Source organism: Escherichia sp. E2562, from assembly GCF_005781075.1.
GTDB lineage: Bacteria > Pseudomonadota > Gammaproteobacteria > Enterobacterales > Enterobacteriaceae > Escherichia.
Window position 1 is genome coordinate 1 of record NZ_VATM01000022.1, and the last position, 17,543, is coordinate 17,543.

Annotated in this window: 15 protein-coding genes and 1 pseudogene; 13 read left to right on the forward strand and 3 right to left on the reverse strand. The window is 48.9% G+C overall.

What is annotated here, in order from left to right:
* From FEK43_RS20740 to FEK43_RS20775, 8 genes and pseudogenes are all read left to right on the forward strand, one after another.
* On the forward strand, positions 1 to 1,666 hold a 1,666-nt coding region (locus FEK43_RS20740), incomplete at its 5' end, for a fimbria/pilus outer membrane usher protein (protein WP_138158700.1).
* Entirely contained in the window at positions 1,666 to 2,229 is a 564-nt protein-coding gene (locus FEK43_RS20745; RefSeq protein WP_135408080.1) for a fimbrial protein, read from the forward strand. The genes FEK43_RS20740 and FEK43_RS20745, both read left to right, overlap by 1 nt.
* Before the next feature lie 7 nt (positions 2,230 to 2,236).
* On the forward strand, positions 2,237 to 2,761 hold the full coding sequence (locus FEK43_RS20750; RefSeq protein WP_130209027.1) for a fimbrial protein: 525 nt from the start codon (positions 2,237 to 2,239) through the stop codon (positions 2,759 to 2,761).
* Positions 2,727 to 3,503 carry a molecular chaperone gene (locus FEK43_RS20755; RefSeq protein WP_135408078.1) on the forward strand — a complete coding sequence of 259 codons (777 nt, stop codon included), beginning with the start codon at positions 2,727 to 2,729 and terminating at the stop codon, positions 3,501 to 3,503. The genes FEK43_RS20750 and FEK43_RS20755 overlap by 35 nt, the downstream gene beginning before the upstream one ends.
* Before the next feature lie 13 nt (positions 3,504 to 3,516).
* Positions 3,517 to 4,647, forward strand: a complete 1,131-nt coding sequence (locus FEK43_RS20760) for a fimbrial protein (RefSeq protein WP_171020822.1) — start codon at positions 3,517 to 3,519, stop codon at positions 4,645 to 4,647.
* Positions 4,648 to 4,777: 130 nt separating this feature from the next.
* Positions 4,778 to 5,755 carry a PstS family phosphate ABC transporter substrate-binding protein gene (locus FEK43_RS20765; protein ID WP_135408075.1) on the forward strand — a complete coding sequence of 326 codons (978 nt, stop codon included), beginning with the start codon at positions 4,778 to 4,780 and terminating at the stop codon, positions 5,753 to 5,755.
* A 104-nt stretch (positions 5,756 to 5,859) separates the two neighbouring features.
* Positions 5,860 to 6,206, forward strand: a pseudogene (locus tag FEK43_RS20770) (hypothetical protein).
* A 2-nt stretch (positions 6,207 to 6,208) separates the two neighbouring features.
* Positions 6,209 to 6,808: a hypothetical protein gene (locus FEK43_RS20775; RefSeq protein WP_135408073.1), complete on the forward strand. Its 600-nt coding sequence runs from the start codon at positions 6,209 to 6,211 to the stop codon at positions 6,806 to 6,808.
* A gap of 232 nt (positions 6,809 to 7,040) precedes the next feature.
* On the opposite strand, the gene glpD is transcribed toward FEK43_RS20775, so the two are convergent.
* On the reverse strand, positions 7,041 to 8,546 hold the full coding sequence (gene glpD, locus FEK43_RS20780; protein WP_135408070.1) for a glycerol-3-phosphate dehydrogenase: 1,506 nt from the start codon (positions 8,544 to 8,546) through the stop codon (positions 7,041 to 7,043).
* Positions 8,547 to 8,735: 189 nt separating this feature from the next.
* Between glpD and glpE the strand changes: the two genes are divergently transcribed.
* The 3 genes from glpE to FEK43_RS20795 are packed head-to-tail and all read left to right on the forward strand — an operon-like array spanning position 8,736 to position 10,712.
* Positions 8,736 to 9,062: a thiosulfate sulfurtransferase GlpE gene (glpE, locus tag FEK43_RS20785; RefSeq protein ID WP_130221378.1), complete on the forward strand. Its 327-nt coding sequence runs from the start codon at positions 8,736 to 8,738 to the stop codon at positions 9,060 to 9,062.
* Positions 9,063 to 9,106: 44 nt separating this feature from the next.
* Complete coding sequence (gene glpG, locus FEK43_RS20790) at positions 9,107 to 9,937, forward strand: rhomboid family intramembrane serine protease GlpG (protein ID WP_135408068.1); 831 nt, start codon at positions 9,107 to 9,109, stop codon at positions 9,935 to 9,937.
* Between the two features lie 16 nt (positions 9,938 to 9,953).
* Complete coding sequence (locus FEK43_RS20795) at positions 9,954 to 10,712, forward strand: DeoR/GlpR family transcriptional regulator (protein ID WP_000815099.1); 759 nt, start codon at positions 9,954 to 9,956, stop codon at positions 10,710 to 10,712.
* Here FEK43_RS20795 and rtcR read toward each other — a convergent pair.
* Positions 10,694 to 12,292: a DNA-binding transcriptional regulator RtcR gene (gene rtcR, locus FEK43_RS20800; protein ID WP_135408066.1), complete on the reverse strand. Its 1,599-nt coding sequence runs from the start codon at positions 12,290 to 12,292 to the stop codon at positions 10,694 to 10,696. The genes FEK43_RS20795 and rtcR overlap by 19 nt on opposite strands.
* A gap of 186 nt (positions 12,293 to 12,478) precedes the next feature.
* On the opposite strand from rtcR, the gene rtcB reads away from it, so the two are divergent.
* Entirely contained in the window at positions 12,479 to 13,705 is a 1,227-nt protein-coding gene (gene rtcB, locus FEK43_RS20805; RefSeq protein WP_135408063.1) for an RNA-splicing ligase RtcB, read from the forward strand.
* Between the two features lie 3 nt (positions 13,706 to 13,708).
* Positions 13,709 to 14,725: an RNA 3'-terminal phosphate cyclase gene (gene rtcA, locus FEK43_RS20810; RefSeq protein WP_135408060.1), complete on the forward strand. Its 1,017-nt coding sequence runs from the start codon at positions 13,709 to 13,711 to the stop codon at positions 14,723 to 14,725.
* A gap of 42 nt (positions 14,726 to 14,767) precedes the next feature.
* Here the strand turns inward: rtcA and malT are convergent, their stop codons facing one another.
* A complete protein-coding gene (malT, locus tag FEK43_RS20815; RefSeq protein WP_130261037.1) occupies positions 14,768 to 17,473 on the reverse strand; it encodes an HTH-type transcriptional regulator MalT in 2,706 nt (901 codons plus the stop codon).
* Between the last annotated feature and the right edge of the window lie 70 nt (positions 17,474 to 17,543).

Sequence of the window (17,543 nt, forward strand, 5' to 3'; positions counted from 1 at the left end):
AAATTTACTATGCCACTACAATCTGAACCCTACGTCTTCCGCAGGGGATTTGGAAGTTACGATCAAAGAGTCTGATAATTCCGAAACTATCTATACTATTCCTTACGCCGCTGTACCCATCCTTCAACGCGAAGGACATATAAAATATTCTGCGACGGCCGGTAAATATCGTAGTAATAGCTATAATCAAAATAATCCGAATATCTTTCAAGGCGATGTGATTTGGGGGTTACCCTGGGATATTACCGCCTATGGAGGGATACAATACTCTAATAATTATCGGGCAATAGCACTCGGGCTTGGGTTCAACCTTGGTATGTTTGGTGCGACCTCATTTGATTTGACGCAAGCCAATAGCACACTTGCTGATGGCAGTAAACATCAAGGGCAATCGTACCGTTTTCTATACTCAAAATCGTTAGTGCAAACAGGTACAGCTTTTCAGATTATTGGTTATCGCTACTCGACGGAGGGATTTTATTCGTTGAGTGATACCACATACAAACAAATGTCAGGTACGGTTATCGATCCTGATACCCTTAATGAAAAAGACTATGTTTATAACTGGAATGATTTTTATAATTTACGTTATAACAAAAAAGGAAAATTTCAGGCAAATATATCGCAACCATTGGGCGAATATGGCTCTATGTATTTGGCAGCGAGTCAACAAACTTACTGGAATACGAATAATAAAGATACCTTATACCAGGCTGGCTATAATACGAGTGTGCATGGGGTTTATTTAAACATTGCTTATAATTACAGCAAATCACCAGGTTCAGATGCGGACAGAATCTTATCCGTCAATATATCATTGCCGATCAGCAATTGGTTATCACCAGCAGTCGATGGGCGCACTGCGACAAATTCTATGACAGCGACCTATGGTTACAGTCAGGATAATAGCGGTCATGTGAATCAGTATGCTGGAGTATCTGGCTCACTGCTGGAACAACATAATCTCAACTATAATATTCAACAAAATTTTGCCAATCAGAATAATACCGGAAATGGCTCGGTAGGTTTAAATTACCGTGGTACTTATGGTTCACTAAATTCCGGATACAGCTACGATAATAATGGTAACCAGCAATTTAACTATGGTTTAAGTGGTGCCATGGTTGTTCACGAAAATGGTTTAACGCTAAGTCAGCCGTTAGGTGAAACAAATATACTGATAAAAGCACCTGGGGCAAACAATGTAAATGTGGAACGCGGAACGGGGGTTAAGACAGACTGGCGTGGCTATGCTGTCGTACCTTATGCCACGGAATATCGGCGTAATAATATCTCTTTAGACCCTATGTCTATGAACATGCATACAGAATTAGATGCCACTAGCATGGAAGTGATACCCAGTAAAGGCGCTTTAGTTCGCGCTGAGTTTAATGCCCATGTCGGTATTCGTGCTTTATTTAATTTGAGCTATCGTAATAAACCAGTTCCATTTGGTGCGACGGCCAGTGTACCCACTGAGGGAACCACTCAGATTACAGGAATAGTGGGTGACAGTGGGCAGGTTTATCTCTCTGGTTTGCCTTTGCAAGGCATAATAAATATACAGTGGGGAGAAAGTTCTTATCAGCAATGTCAGGCAAGCTATCAATTACCGGAAAGTGAGCTAGATAATGCTATTAGCTATGCAAATCTGGAGTGCCGCTGATGAATATATTACAGCAATTTATTTTATTAATTTTCACTTCATTATCCATGATGGTGGTTTCATATAATGCACAGGCTAACGATACCGTAGTAGTCACATTTACAGGACAATTATTAGCAAAAACGTGTGATATTACAGCTGGAAGTAAAGACCAGCCAGTAAACATGGGAACTTATGACGTCAATGATTTTTTGAATGTAGGGGATGTTTCTGGCAGCCATACATTTACGATCAATCTGGAAGGTTGTCCTACAACAACCAGTACTGTTTATAGTTCAGGAGTAAGTGCTAATGTGCGGTTTACTGGAGATACTGATGCTATCAATACCACTTTATTACGCCTTACTTCCAGTGCAGATAGTGCAACTGGAGTGGGCGTCGAAATTTTAGATAGCAATGATAAAATTATAGCAATTAATGGTGAGTCAGGCTTCCGGGAATTAGTTTTAGATAATAATGGCGATGCCAGTTTGGCCTTTAAACTCCGCTATAAGTCAACTCAGCAAAACGTACATGCGGGGCAGGCGAATGCACTGTTGTACTTTGATATAGACTATCAGTGAGGATAATATGACGCGCTATTGGAATTTAATTGCTCTGTTATTCTCCGTGATATCAATACCATCCATTGCTGATGATACAACGCATGCAGGTATTGTACGTATAGAAGGAATAATAACGGCAAAGACTTGTATTGTTGCCGATGAGTCTAAAAATTTCACGGTTAACATGCCTGATGTTCCCAGTTATAGGGTTAAAAATTCAGGGGATATCACTGAAAAAATTGACTTCTCTATAAAATTAACCCGATGTGGCAGTGATGTCAGTAATGCCAATATCAAATTTGATGGAGCATCTGTGAGTGAAGATACCACTCTGTATAAACTGGAAGAGGGATCTGTTGAGGGGTTAGCACTGGCTATTTATGATAACAACAAACAAAGTATTAGTAATGGTATAAAAAGTACCAGTTATGCCCTTACGCCATTGGTAGATAATACATTGCATTTCTTTGCTGCTTATAAAGCGATAAAAAATGATGTACAACCAGGAGATGCGAATGCATCAGTTTCCTTTATCGTCACTTATGATTAATGTGCTGATATGCTTTTTAATATGTTGCGTAAATGCGCAAGCAGGGGTTGTCGTTGGCGGTACCCGTTTTGTTTACCCAGAAAAGCAGTCATCAATTTCGGTCGAGCTTAAAAATACTGCCAGTAAAGATATGCTGGTTAAAATTTCCGTGATACCTGATGATGGACGTCAGTTAAATGGGACAGTAGAATCTCAGCCTTTACTTCCAGATAAGGCATTTATTGCTACGCCACCATTATTGGTACTTAAACAAGATAAAAATACCAAAATAAGAATTAATCGCGTAGGTGGTCAGTTACCTACAGATCGTGAGAGTTTATTTATACTGAATGTTGCTGCGTTACCTGCTCAGGAACAAGACTCACAGCTTAAGCACGAAAATCAACTCCAGGTAGCTGTACGCAACCGGATGAAAATATTTTATCGCCCGGAGGCGTTATCAGGTAATCCACTTAACGCTTATCAGCAGTTACGCTGGTCGCGAAGCAATGAGGCTGTCACTGTTTTTAATCCTACACCCTGGTATGTGACACTCTATAATTTATCTATTGATGGTAAAAACATAAATGGTGGCATGGTCGCACCATTTAGCCATCGTCAACAGAATTGGTGTCAGGGGCAAGGATATTGCGAGATTAATTGGCAGACGTTGGATCTTTACAATAATGCTTTACCTGTATGGAGTGTGAAATTAAATGTTTTGCAAAATAATGCTATGGGTACAGCAGCGATACATGGATAACTGGAGAGGCATGATGTTTACTTGTTTTTGGGGAAATGTAAAAGCAATTTTTATATTTTCTATTCTTTTAATCAGTAATTTCTATAACATTGTGTATGCTGAAGATATGGGACGTGATCGCGCTTTTTGTTATCCTGGTTCTCCTGGTAATAACAGTACGCCAGCAGTATTTTCTTATAATTTTGGTACTATTACTGTCTCTGATGTTAATAATAACTCTCCTGGAACGGTATTACCAACGCAGAACTGGAAAATAGGGCGTTATAAGGCATATTGCAATTCTCTTGATGATTATGAAGTTTATTTTTCCGGTGTGTCTGGAATTGACCCGTCGGGAGCATCTGGTGATCATCAGGGGAGCGATATATTTATTCCTCTGACTCATGAAATATCTGTCTCGACACATATAAAACTCTATAATAAAAATGGCACAATGACAGATAAAACAGTACCTTTTGATAACTATAGCACCAATTATCCAGCAGACAGAAGTAAACCATCTGATTGGACCTCAGGAACAGAGGGATATATAAAAATCAGACTGGATAAAAAAATAATATCCGATGTCTCAATAAATAGTGTGCTACTAGTTTCTTTGTACGTTAGCCAGTTCCCAACTGAACATGGCCCCGTTCCTGTATTTAATGCTTATATTGGCAACTTAAATATTGAGGTTCCACAAGGCTGCACAATTAATGAGGGCACCAGTTTTACCGTTAATATGCCTGATGTCTGGGCTAGTGAGTTAAGTCGGGCTGGCGCTGGAGTGAAGCCAACAGGTATTTCTCCAGTTGCAACCACTATTCCGATCAATTGTACGAACAAAGATATTGATGCCGTAATGACGCTGGTTTTTGATGGCAATATTTCATCAACGAGAGATGTTAACGGTCGGCAAAGTATTCTTCAGGCGGAGGATAACCCAGACGTTGGCATTATGATTATGGATAGCCAACAGGAGTCCGTAGATTTGAACGCTCTTGCTACTCATGTTGGAGTACCATTTAAGTTAATAGAAAACCGGGCAGCATCCGCTCAGACGGCAGACGTGACTTTTCTGTCTCTCCCCGTCAGTACCACAGGGCGACTACCTGCCGCGGGGCGTTATAACGCCCTGGCTGTTTTACGGGTGGAATATCAGTGATATGTGAGTCAGTGCAGAAACGGATTAGCCCGCTTTTAGCCATCGGTAGGGCAGAGCCTGGTGGAAGATGTGGGATATGTGCCGATGTATCCAACAATGAAATAAAATTCGATGCAAAGGAATCAGCGCGATGAATAAATTCACAGGCGTTTTACTGTTAGGTGCAGTATTACTGGCGGGATGCGCCGACCGGGAAGCCTACTATAACAGTGTCAGGGAAGAAGAGAGTCGGGGACTGACTTCTCTGCGGGGAGAACCTGAATTACATTACAGCGATGATTGGTCAAGATGGCCGAGAGTGTACGGTGCAACAGCTTTATACCCGCTGTATGCTTCTGCATATTATGAATTAGTACCGGAGCCGAAAGATGCGGATCAAACTTCGCTGGCCTGGCAGGCGTATGGTTTACAGCAAACCCGAACAGCGGAAGCCTACGATAGTCTGATTAAAGGTACTGCGACAGTTATTTTTGTCGCGCAACCTTCTGAAGGACAGAAAAAACGTGCAGAAGAAGCGGGAGTTAAGCTGAAATATACCGCGTTTGCCCGCGAAGCCTTTGTCTTTATCGTTGATATCAAAAACCCGGTTAATTCGCTTAGCGAACAGCAGGTCAAAGACATTTTTAGCGGTAAAGTGAGTCGCTGGAATAAAGTAGGCGGTGGTGACGACCGCATAAAAGTCTGGCAGCGGCCAGAAGATTCAGGAAGCCAAACGGTTATGAAGGGACTGGTTATGCAAGACACTCCAATGCTGCCAGCCAAAAAATCCACTGTTATTGATCTTATGGGCGGTTTAATTACCGAAGTCGCCGACTATCAAAACACACCATCTTCCATTGGATACACCTTCCACTATTACGTCACACGTATGAATGACAATATGCTCAAAATGCGCAAACAGATCAAACTGCTGGCTATAAACGGTGTTGCGCCTACAGAGGAAAATATCCGTAACGGCACTTATCCGTACATAATTGATGCTTATATGGTGACGCGTGAAACCCCCACGCCGGAGACGCAGAAATTCGTCGACTGGTTTTTAAGCCCGCAGGGACAGCAATTGGTAGAGGATGTGGGATATGTGCCGCTGTATAAAACGCAACCTTAAAGCAGGAGAAATAATATGGATACTACTATTATTCGCCTGAACGCGGCGAATGCTCGTTTTGTTTATCAACCGGTTACACGCGACCAGCGGGTGAGAGGATAATTATGCAACCCAGCCCCGCCATGCAGGCATTAATTGAGCAGATATATCACACCTTTCACCGTTATCCAGTGCCGAAGCAATGTGTGGTTTGTTGTGAATATTGCCTGAGTCAGCAGGAACAAATAGCAGCTTTGAGCAGGATGATGACGATAAAGCTATTACCGCCCAAATCAATACCTGGGCTGACAACAAGCAATCCATCCTGAAAGAACGCGCGCGGCAAGCGATTGAAAACCCGCTTAAACAGCCTGAACAGGGCACACGATATCAGGTCTGGGAAGATGACTGGATGGTTGATGAGTGTTTATGCGCGATGTATGACGCATCATCCGAATCATCAGGACAATAAAGATGAATAAAATCAGACTTTATATTCCCCCGCTAATTCTCGGCTTTATTATTGTACCGTTGTTGATATGGCCGACGGTAGTTGCGCTGGCTGCTTCTGTTATAACGCTGAGTTTTCTGGAGGAGATACTGTTCTCTATCCCGCTCATGATCAGGCGTATTTCATTTCTGGAATTACAACTTTGGTTATCGGTCGAATATGCGCTTTTCTTCTGTGTAATGTGCTGCGTCGGTTGGCAATTTGCTCGCAGAACTCAATCTGAATTGAAAAGCAGACTCCATTGTTGGCTGGTATTCGCACCAGTTTATTTCTGGTTGCTCCTGTGGAATATCATTTTTTATGTCGCGCCAGCGCAAATTGCTTTGCTGGAAAATATGCGCAGTTTCTTTCTGACAGTCGTCTGGCTCCCACTGAATTTTTCGCCATTTTGGTCCCAACCGTGGACTGGCTTTGTCGGCCCGATAAGTGCACAGCTTGGTTTTGCGTTGGGATATTATTGCCAGTGGCGTAGCAAAAATAGAAGCCAGAGGAAGAAGTGGGGCGAGTGGGTAATGTGTCTGAGTTTTGTTACGTTGGGTATGATGGCGTGGGCTTTGCGGTAATTCCCTGAATCAAAAAGTAGGTTAGATTGAAATTTGACCTCAGATTGTTGACAAAGTGCGCTTTGCTCATGCCGGATGCGGCGTGAACGCCTTATTCGGCCTACAAAATCGTGCAAATTCAATGTATTGCATAAATCACGTAGGCCTGATAAGCGTAGCGCATCAGGCAGGTTTTTTGTTTATCATCAGTCTCAGGTCAGATTGAAATCTGACCTGGCCACCTTACGTTAGTTTACGACGCCAGCGACAACTTCTGCTGCGTATACTCCACCAGCCACTGACTCACACGAGACTGTTGTTCCGCATTCAGCCACATGCCTTGTTTTGTGCGACGCCACAGGGCATCGTCGGCGCGACGGACCCATTCGTGATCCACCAGGTATTTCAGTTCCGCTTCGTAGAACTCATGACCGAAATCCTCCCCGAGGTCGCTTATCGCCCCTGCGCTGCCGAGCAGCAGCTCGCTGTTGCTGCCGTAAGTGCGCGCGTAATGACGTGCCAGCGATTCGGTCAGGAACGGGTAACGGCGGCGCAGACGAGCTGCGTAGTCGTCGCGGTCGCCTTCAATGGCACCACCCGGCAGCACGCTCTCTTTCGTCCATGCCGGGCCAATGCCCTGATAATACGGCGTTAGTTTTTCCAGCGCGTGTTCCGCCAGTTTGCGGTAGGTGGTCAGCTTACCGCCAAATACCGACAGCAGCGGTGCTTTGCCGTTTTCATCATGAATATCAAGGGTGTAATCACGGGTAATAGCCTGCGGCGAATCGGACTCGTCATCACACAGTGGGCGCACGCCGGAGTAGGTCCAGACGATATCGTCCCGGCTTAACTGCTTTTTAAAGTGCGTGTTATACACTTTCAGCAGGTAATTGATTTCACTCTCTTCAATCTTCACTGCTTTTGGATCGCCTTTGTACTCTACATCGGTAGTGCCGATGATGGAAAACTCGTCCATCCACGGGATCACAAAGACAATACGTTTATCTTCGTTTTGCAGAATGTAGGCTTGTTTTTGGGTATGCACGCGCGGCACCACAATATGGCTGCCTTTGATCAGGCGAATGCCATAAGGTGAGGGCAAATGCATGCCGTCGTCGAAGAACTGTTTCACCCACGGGCCAGTGGCGTTAACCAGGCCGCGCGCCTGCCATGTATATTTTTTGCCAGTATCGATATCTTCCGCTTCCACAATCCACAGGCCGTTTTCGCGGCGAGCAGAAGTGGCACGAGTACGAGTAAGCACTTCACCGCCTTTACGCACTACCATCTGGGCGTTGGCGAGCACCAGACGGGCGTCGTCTACCCAACAGTCGGAATATTCGAATCCGCGCGTGATTTCCGGTTTTAACACCGAATTTGCACCAAAACGCAAACCGGTTGATCCCGGCAGGCTGGTGCGTTTGCCCAGATGATCGTACATAAACAGACCAATACGAATCATCCACGCCGGGCGCAGATGTGGGCGATGCGGCAGGCGAAAACGCATCGGGAAGGCGATATGCGGCGCCATTTTCAGTAGCACTTCACGTTCGGCCAGCGCCTCGCTGACCAGTCGGAATTCATAGTGCTCAAGGTAGCGCAGGCCACCGTGAATGAGTTTTGAACTGGCGGAGGAGGTCGCGCAAGCGAGATCCTGGGCTTCCAGCATCAGCACGGATAAACCGCGTCCAGCGGCGTCTGCCGCGATACCAGCACCATTGATGCCGCCACCTATCACAATCAGATCTTTGGTTTCCATGCTGCCCTCATTCACTTTCGTTAAAGCTCATAAATGTTCGTTATCGAACATATTAGCAAAGAATCGCGCTTTGGGTAACATTGAAAAAACATTTTAGAGTGATATGTATAACATTATGGCGTTTATCTGCCGCTTCGACGTAAACTGTGCGGTAAATTTGCCCACTTGTTTGTAAAGAAAGAGAGACGCATGGATCAGTTCGAATGTATTAACGTTGCCGACGCGCACCAGAAGTTGCAGGAAAAAGAGGCGGTGCTGGTCGATATTCGCGATCCACAGAGTTTCGCAATGGGGCATGCGGCGCAGGCTTTCCATTTGACTAACGACACACTGGGCGCGTTTATGCGTGATAACGACTTCGATACGCCGGTGATGGTGATGTGTTACCACGGTAATAGCAGCAAAGGCGCGGCGCAGTATCTGCTGCAACAGGGCTACGATGTGGTCTATAGCATTGATGGCGGTTTTGAAGCCTGGCAACGTCAGTTTCCCACAGAGGTGGCGTACGGCGCGTAAGGCTTTATACTGTCCCCTTTTGTGTGGAATAAGCGACAGCAACAATGTTGATGATTACCTCTTTTGCTAACCCCCGCGTGGCGCAGGCGTTTGTCGATTACATGGCGACGCAGGGTGTTATCCTCACGATTCAACAACATAATCAAAGCGATGTCTGGCTGGCGGATGAATCCCAGGCTGAACGTGTGCGGGCGGAGCTGGCGCGTTTTCTCGAAAACCCGGCTGATCCGCGTTATCTCGCTGCCAGCTGGCAGGCGGGCCATATCGGCAGTGGCCTGCATTATCGCCGTTATCCTTTCTTTGCTGCCTTGCGTGAACGTGCAGGTCCGGTAACCTGGGTGATGATGATCGCCTGCGTGCTGGTGTTTATCGCCATGCAAATCCTTGGCGATCAGGACGTGATGCTATGGTTGGCCTGGCCATTCGATCCGACGCTGAAATTTGAGTTCTGGCGCTACTTCACCCATGCGTTAATGCATTTCTCACTAATGCATATCCTCTTTAACTTGCTCTGGTGGTGGTATCTCGGCGGTGCGGTGGAAAAACGCCTCGGTAGCGGTAAGCTAATTGTCATTACTCTCATTAGCGCCCTGTTAAGTGGCTATGTGCAGCAAAAATTCAGCGGGCCGTGGTTTGGCGGGCTTTCTGGCGTGGTGTATGCGCTGATGGGCTACGTCTGGCTACGTGGCGAACGCGATCCGCAAAGTGGCATTTACCTGCAACGTGGGTTAATCATCTTCGCGCTGATCTGGATTGTCGCCGGATGGTTTGATTTGTTTGGGATGTCGATGGCGAACGGAGCACACATCGCCGGGTTAGCCGTGGGTTTAGCGATGGCTTTTGTTGATTCGCTCAATGCGCGAAAACGAAAATAATTCCAGGGATTTATAAATGAAACAAACACAACGTCACAACGGTATTATCGAACTGGTTAAACAGCAGGGTTATGTCAGCACCGAAGAGCTGGTAGAACATTTCTCCGTCAGCCCGCAGACTATTCGCCGCGACCTCAACGAGCTGGCAGAGCAAAACCTGATCCTGCGCCATCATGGCGGTGCGGCGCTGCCTTCCAGTTCGGTTAACACGCCGTGGCACGATCGCAAGGCCACCCAGACCGAAGAAAAAGAGCGCATCGCCCGTAAAGTGGCGGAGCAAATCCCCAACGGCTCGACGCTGTTTATCGATATCGGCACCACGCCGGAAGCGGTGGCGCACGCGCTGCTCAATCACAGCAATTTGCGCATTGTCACCAACAATCTCAACGTTGCTAACACGTTGATGGTAAAAGAAGATTTTCGCATTATTCTCGCCGGTGGCGAATTACGCAGCCGCGATGGCGGGATCATTGGCGAAGCGACGCTCGATTTTATCTCCCAGTTCCGCCTTGATTTCGGCATTCTGGGGATAAGCGGCATCGATAGCGACGGCTCGCTGCTGGAGTTCGATTACCACGAAGTTCGCACCAAACGCGCCATTATTGAGAACTCGCGTCACGTTATGCTGGTTGTCGATCACTCGAAATTTGGCCGTAACGCGATGGTCAATATGGGCAGCATCAGCATGGTAGATGCCGTCTACACCGACGCCCCGCCGCCAGTAAGCGTGATGCAGGTGCTGACGGACCACCATATTCAACTGGAGCTGTGCTGATCCTGCACGGCTTCCCACGTCAGACCAAAACGCGCCAGGTATTTGCGTAGCCGATCCGCGTCATTGACGCTGGCTTTGCCCTGGCGCGAAACATCAAAAAGCTGACGTCCGGCAGCAGAAAGCGACTTTGCCTGGCGGCAGATAGCGATAACGCGTTCCAGTTGCATACGGTCGAAGAGATCGATGTTTTCCGCTTCAGCGCCCAGCAGCTGCGTAAGCGCGGAAGGGCGATTCTCCTGCCAGTTATAGCGCAGACGGTTTATCTCATCTTCAACCACTTCCAGAGTGATGCGTCCGCTAGTGGCAAAGGTTGCCATCCGCGTGACGCTGGCAGAAAGCTCGCGAAAGTTACCGCGCCATGTTGCCTGGGGAGATGTCGCAAAGGCCAGCCAGGCACGCCGCGCTTCGGTGTTAAAACGCACGCTGTCGCCGGTGAGCGCGGCGTGGCGCTCCACTTCATAATCCAGGTTCGGTTCAATATCTTCCTGGCGCTGGCGTAGACCCGGCAGGGTGAAGGTCCAGAGATTGATCCGCGCGTACAGATCTTCGCGAAATTTGCCTTCGGCAACCAGCTGGCGCAAATCGCGCACCGTTCCGGCGATAAGCTGAAAATCACTGCTCACCTGGCGATCGCTGCCAAACGGGTAAAAGGTTTTCTCTTCAATGGCTTTCAGCAGCATTGCCTGTTCGTCTGCGCCCAGTTCGCCAATCTCATCAAGAAACAACATCCCGCCGTCGGCGCTGCGTAATAATCCTTCACGCGATTCCCGCGCCCCGGTAAACGCGCCTTTTACATGACCAAACAGCGCTGACATGGCGGTATCGCCGCGCAGGGTGGCGCAGTTCACTTCTATAAACGCGCCGCTAAACTGATGCCGTGCCTGTTTTAATTCAAAGATGCGTCGCGCCAGAAATGACTTACCTGCGCCAGTCGGGCCGTTAAGCAGAATTGGCGCGCGGGATTTAATCGCCACTTTTTCGATCTGCTCAATCATGCGGTTGAATTGGGGGTTACGCGTGGCAATGCCGGATTTGAGGAAATCGAGGGTTTGCTGGCGTTCTTCAGCAAAGCGGCTGGCGATGGCGTTATAACGGCTTAAATCGAGATCGATGATCGTCACTTCACCTGCGCCGCGCGGTTGTTCTTTTTTGCGCGGTGGTGAAGATTGTATCAGCCGGGCGGGCAGGTAACGCGCTTCCGCCAGCAGAAACCAGCAAATCTGTGCAACGTGGGTGCCGGTGGTGATGTGAATTAAATAGTCTTCTTTATCAGGTTGGAATGCGTAGCCACGGGCGAAGTCATGCAGGCAGGCGTAAACCTCTTCGAAATCCCACGGGTTATGCAGTTCAATCTCAACGCCCATTACTTCTGTTTCTGGCGAAATGCTGGTGATATCGCGTTTAAGCGTTTCAAACAGCGAGCGCGAGCGGGCATCGTGCAACAATTCCAGCCGATCGATCACCAACGATTCTTGCTGGCATAAACAGAGCGTCGGACGCCATTTTGACCAGCGCTGACTGCCGCGCCCGGCATAATCCAGCACCGTTCCGACAAAGCCAAAAGCCACTGTTTTACGCATCTTAGATATCCTTATAAAAGACGATATTTCATTATCGGTAAATTGGCTTTGCGGGAAATCTCCGGTTACGGACGTAAAGACATAATCTTTTTTAAAACAATGAATTAAAAAATTAATCTGCTTATTTAATTTTCTGGCACGACGGTTGCAATTATCAGGACATACCAACGAAAAGAGAAAAACAAAATGAATTACGAATTACTGACCACTGAAAATGCCCCGGTAAAAATGTGGACCAAAGGCGTGCCGGTAGAAGCCGATGCGCGTCAGCAACTTATTAATACGGCGAAGATGCCGTTTATTTTCAAACATATTGCGGTAATGCCTGATGTACACCTGGGTAAAGGTTCCACCATTGGTAGCGTGATCCCGACCAAAGGGGCGATTATTCCGGCAGCGGTGGGTGTGGATATCGGTTGTGGAATGAATGCACTGCGTACTGCGTTAACGGCGGCAGACCTGCCTGAAAACCTGGCGGAGCTGCGTCAGGCAATTGAAACGGCCGTGCCGCACGGGCGTACTACCGGACGTTGTAAACGTGATAAAGGTGCCTGGGAAAATCCACCTGTTAACGTCGATGCGAAATGGGCTGAGCTGGAAGCCGGTTATCAGTGGCTAACGCAAAAATATCCGCGTTTCCTGAATACCAATAACTATAAACATCTGGGAACGCTGGGAACGGGTAACCACTTTATTGAAATCTGCCTTGATGAGTCGGATCAGGTGTGGATTATGCTGCACTCCGGTTCACGCGGAATTGGTAACGCCATCGGAACTTATTTTATCGATCTGGCGCAAAAAGAGATGCAGGACCAGCTTGAAACGCTGCCATCGCGTGACCTGGCGTACTTTATGGAAGGTACGGAATACTTTGATGATTACCTGAAAGCCGTGGCCTGGGCGCAACTTTTTGCCAGCCTTAACCGCGATGCGATGATGGAAAACGTGGTAACGGCGTTGCAGAGCGTTACGCAGAAAAAGGTAAGACAGCCGCAAACGCTGGCGATGGAAGAGATCAACTGTCACCACAACTATGTGCAAAAAGAACAGCACTTTGGCGAAGAGATCTATGTGACGCGTAAAGGGGCGGTGTCTGCGCGTGCTGGTCAATATGGAATTATTCCCGGTTCGATGGGGGCGAAAAGCTTTATCGTCCGTGGGCTGGGAAATGAAGAGTCGTTCTGTTCGTGCAGCCACGGTGCCGGACGGGTAATGAGCCGTACTAAAGCGAAAAAACTGTTCAGCGTGGAAGACCAAATTCGAGCCACCGCGCATGTGGAATGCCGTAAAGATGCCGAAGTGATCGACGAAATCCCGATGGCGTATAAAGATATTGATGCGGTGATGGCGGCACAAAGCGATCTGGTGGAAGTTATCTATACCCTGCGTCAGGTGGTGTGCGTAAAAGGATAAATGATGAAAAGGATGATTGCGCTGGATGGCGCACAGGGCGAAGGCGGCGGGCAGATCCTGCGCTCGGCGCTGAGCCTGTCGATGATAACCGGCAAGCCATTTACCATCACCGGCATTCGTGCCGGACGGGCGAAACCGGGGCTGTTGCGCCAGCATCTGACGGCGGTAAAGGCGGCGACGGAAATTTGCAGAGCAACGGTGGAAGGCGCGGAGCTGGGGTCGCAGCGCCTGGTCTTTCGGCCCGGTAACGTGCGTGGCGGCGATTATCGCTTTGCTATCGGTAGCGCCGGAAGTTGTACGCTGGTGCTGCAAACGGTGCTGCCCGCGCTGTGGTTTGCCGATGGGCCTTCGCGTGTTGAAGTGAGCGGCGGCACCGATAACCCGTCGGCCCCGCCTGCGGATTTTATGCGCCGGGTGCTGGAGCCGCTGCTGGCGAAAATAGGAATTCATCAGCAAACCACACTATTACGCCACGGTTTTTATCCTGCCGGAGGCGGGGTGGTGGCAACGGAAGTCGCGCCCGTGACATCGTTTAACACCTTGCTACTTGGCGAGCGCGGAAACATTACGCGGATGCGTGGTGAGGTGTTACTGGCTGGCGTGCCGAGGCATGTCGCTGAACGTGAAATCGCTACGCTGGCGGGGAGTTTTTCCCTGCATGAGCAGAATATTCATAACCTGCCGCGCGACCAGGGGCCGGGTAATACCGTCTCGCTTGAAGTCGAAAGTGAAAATATTACCGAACGCTTTTTCGTCGTCGGTGAAAAGCGCGTCAGCGCCGAAGTGGTCGCGGCACAACTGATAAAAGAGGTGAAGCGCTACCTAGCAAGCACGGCGGCGGTGGGGGAATATCTTGCTGACCAGCTAGTGTTGCCAATGGCGCTGGCGGGCGCGGGACAATTTACGGTCGCCCATCCCTCATGCCATCTGCTGACCAATATTGCGGTGGTGGAGCGTTTCTTGCCCGTGCGGTTCAGTCTGATAGAAACAGACGGCGTAACGCGAGTGAGCGTTGAATGATGCAGAGATGTCAGCCGGATCTGGCGCGTTATCCGGCTAAATTCACACTCCATACCCCATCATCTTCAGCAGTTTCTGCGCGTGTTGTACCGCAGCCTGGCGGTGGGCGACGCCGAGTTTTTGGTACAGATTGCGGATATGCGTCTTGATAGTGGTCGCCGCGACTTCCAGCTCGCCCGCAATTTGCTCGTTGCTGTAACCGGAGTAAATCAGCCCCAGCACCTGCCATTCGCGCTGGGTCAGCGGGCTGGTGCGGATTAGTTCTGGCACTTCCGGATGATTTAGCAGACGTTCAACGAAACTCTCATCGAAATGAGCGAATTTATGTCGATGATGTTGATTGATTTCCCGCAGAATACGCTGTGCGCGGTGCTGTTCCAGTTCCGGCAACGTATTGAGTTGAATCAGCTGACGTAACTGCTGCGCCATCGCTTCGCCTTCAATAACAAAATGACTGATAAATCCAGTGCGGTTTGCCAGTTTTAATGCATCCAGCAACACACGCTGGGCGTCGCTTTTACGCCCGGCTTGCCAGTACAACTGATTGAGTAAAAGCAGGTTACGGTTGAGGTCGCTCATTAACCGCAGACTGCGGGCGTTTTCGTTCAGTTCTTCGAGGACTATTTCCGCCGGTTCAAACTCTCCCAGCAAGATTTGTGCGCGGGCTATGTTGCGCCATTGACCTTGCAGGAAGTGATTGTTCGCAAACTCTGGTTTCGCAGTATGGCTCAGCCAGTTGGCGGCAGCCGCTTTATCTCCGGTCATTTGCCAGTAAATCACCCGGACTTTGTTGGCGTTAGAGATCCAGTCGCTGTGATATTTGCCATTCCCCAGCAGGTTTTCCAGACGGTTTAGCTGGCTACGGGCGTTATCTAAATCGCCACGGGCCAGCGAGCATTGGATCAACATTGCCAGGCACTGAAGCTGTTGCTGCGGCTGATAAGACGACAAGACTTCAATCCCGCTTCGTGCCGAGGCTTCGGCTTCATCCAGCCGCGCCCAGGCCCATAGCAGCTGTGCACGGATGCGCACCAGAAACTCATGCATCGGCAACTGTTCCAGATGCTGCTCGTTTATCAACTGGAACGCTTTTTCCTGTGTTTCCCATGCAGTTTGCAGGAACCCTTGGGCAAACAGAATTTCACTTTGCTGGATTAAACTCCACAAGGCGTAGTGCCAAACATCGTGCTGACGTGCCATTTGTTCGGTTTGCTGCATTAACGCCAGTGAACGGGTCAATTCACCTTTGCAGTGCAACACTTCGCCAAGCACGGAGGTTGCCACAATGCGGCTGTAGAACCAGCCCGGAGGCAGTTCTTCCAGTGCCAGTTTTGCCAGCCGTTCAGCTTCATCCGGATTGCCGTCGTTAATCGCCACCTGGGCGCGCAAAGCGTTAAATTCTGCGTGCATGGTGCCTTCTCTGATGTCCTTGATCTCATGCTCGGCACGTGCAAGCAGGGTGTTCACTTCGCCATAGCGATGTTGGCTTTGCATCAGCCACGCCTGCAACAACACCAGCTGTGGGTTTTCCAGCAGGCTGTCCCACGGCAGGGCGTTGAGCGACTCTTCCAGCAGTGACAGTTCGCTATGGTTGAACAGACTCCAGGCGTGATTAAGCAGAATATCGCGCAGCATCAGCGCGTCGCCCGCGGCCAGCGCATGATGAATAGCTTCGCTGGGAAAACCTTGCGCCATCCAGCTTTCTGCAGCGGCACGATGAATTTCGGGCAGTTCCGCCGCCAGTTCCCACTGGCAGCGCTGGCGCAGGAAGTTGCCAAACAACGGGTGATAGCAGAACCACTCGCCGGTATCATCCATCCGTTGCAAAAACAGTCCCTGACGCTCAATTTCTTCGAGGCGCATTTGCCCGTTGTCTTCACCTGTCACGCGGGTGATTAGCGTATCGTTCATCGATCGCAAAATGGCACTTTTCAGCAGGAAATGACGTGTTGCCAGATCAACGTTATCTAACACTTCATCGACCAGATAATCAGAAAGATGGCTGGCATTAATGCCCGCCAGGCGACGTGCGGATTTGTGCGCAGAGTGGGTATTCTGTCGGACGGAGAGGGCGATTAATTGTAAAGCCGTTGCCCAACCAGAAACGTCATCGCAAATCCGGCTACTTTCAGCGGCTTCAATGGGCGAAGACAGACGGCAATCAAAAAACTGCTTGGCTTCCTGGTGGGTAAACGCCAGTTGCTGGCTGCCAATTTCCAGCAGTTGGTCACGTACACGCAAATTGGCAATACCCAGTTGCGGAAGATTGCGCGACAAAACTACCAGGGTCAGATTTTCCGGTTGATGACGAATAAAGAAGCGCATTGACTCGTGAATCACTGGGTTAGTGATCAGATGATAATCGTCAATAACCAAGTAGAGCGGCTGGTGCCACTCTGCCAGTTCGATAAACAGTTGGGCAAAAAGTGAGGATAGACTGGCATATTGCCGCTTTTGCGCCATCACTTCACTGGCGGGGCAATGCCCGTTGGTGGCCTGTTGAATTGCGGCAATCAGGTAGCTGGCGAAACGTTCTTGCTGGTTATCGCCGTCATCCAGCGAGTACCAGCCCAAATCGTTTTTGCCTGCCGCCCATTGGGATATGAGTGTGGTCTTTCCGTAGCCCGCAGGACTTGTGATCAGCACCAGCCTGAAGTTGTTCGCGCCGGAAAGTTTAGCCAGCAGGCGCTCACGAACCACGGTATGGTCGAGTCGAACCGGACGACTTAATTTTGACGGAATCAGCATAGTTAATCACTTCACTGTGGAAATTGAGGAAATATTATTTTTTTTGCGCTTCGTAATTAATGGTTATAAG

Bases quoted from the DNA above. Each gene is read 5' to 3' on its own strand.
- FEK43_RS20745 (WP_135408080.1), top strand. From the start codon at position 1,666: ATGAATATATTACAGCAATTTATTTTATTAATTTTCACTTCATTATCC.
- FEK43_RS20750 (WP_130209027.1), top strand. From the start codon at position 2,237: ATGACGCGCTATTGGAATTTAATTGCTCTGTTATTCTCCGTGATATCA.
- FEK43_RS20755 (WP_135408078.1), top strand. From the start codon at position 2,727: ATGCATCAGTTTCCTTTATCGTCACTTATGATTAATGTGCTGATATGC.
- FEK43_RS20760 (WP_171020822.1), top strand. From the start codon at position 3,517: ATGTTTACTTGTTTTTGGGGAAATGTAAAAGCAATTTTTATATTTTCT.
- FEK43_RS20765 (WP_135408075.1), top strand. From the start codon at position 4,778: ATGAATAAATTCACAGGCGTTTTACTGTTAGGTGCAGTATTACTGGCG.
- FEK43_RS20775 (WP_135408073.1), top strand. From the start codon at position 6,209: ATGAATAAAATCAGACTTTATATTCCCCCGCTAATTCTCGGCTTTATT.
- glpD (WP_135408070.1), bottom strand. From the start codon at position 8,546: ATGGAAACCAAAGATCTGATTGTGATAGGTGGCGGCATCAATGGTGCT.
- glpE (WP_130221378.1), top strand. From the start codon at position 8,736: ATGGATCAGTTCGAATGTATTAACGTTGCCGACGCGCACCAGAAGTTG.
- glpG (WP_135408068.1), top strand. From the start codon at position 9,107: ATGTTGATGATTACCTCTTTTGCTAACCCCCGCGTGGCGCAGGCGTTT.
- FEK43_RS20795 (WP_000815099.1), top strand. From the start codon at position 9,954: ATGAAACAAACACAACGTCACAACGGTATTATCGAACTGGTTAAACAG.
- rtcR (WP_135408066.1), bottom strand. From the start codon at position 12,292: ATGCGTAAAACAGTGGCTTTTGGCTTTGTCGGAACGGTGCTGGATTAT.
- rtcB (WP_135408063.1), top strand. From the start codon at position 12,479: ATGAATTACGAATTACTGACCACTGAAAATGCCCCGGTAAAAATGTGG.
- rtcA (WP_135408060.1), top strand. From the start codon at position 13,709: ATGAAAAGGATGATTGCGCTGGATGGCGCACAGGGCGAAGGCGGCGGG.
- malT (WP_130261037.1), bottom strand. From the start codon at position 17,473: ATGCTGATTCCGTCAAAATTAAGTCGTCCGGTTCGACTCGACCATACC.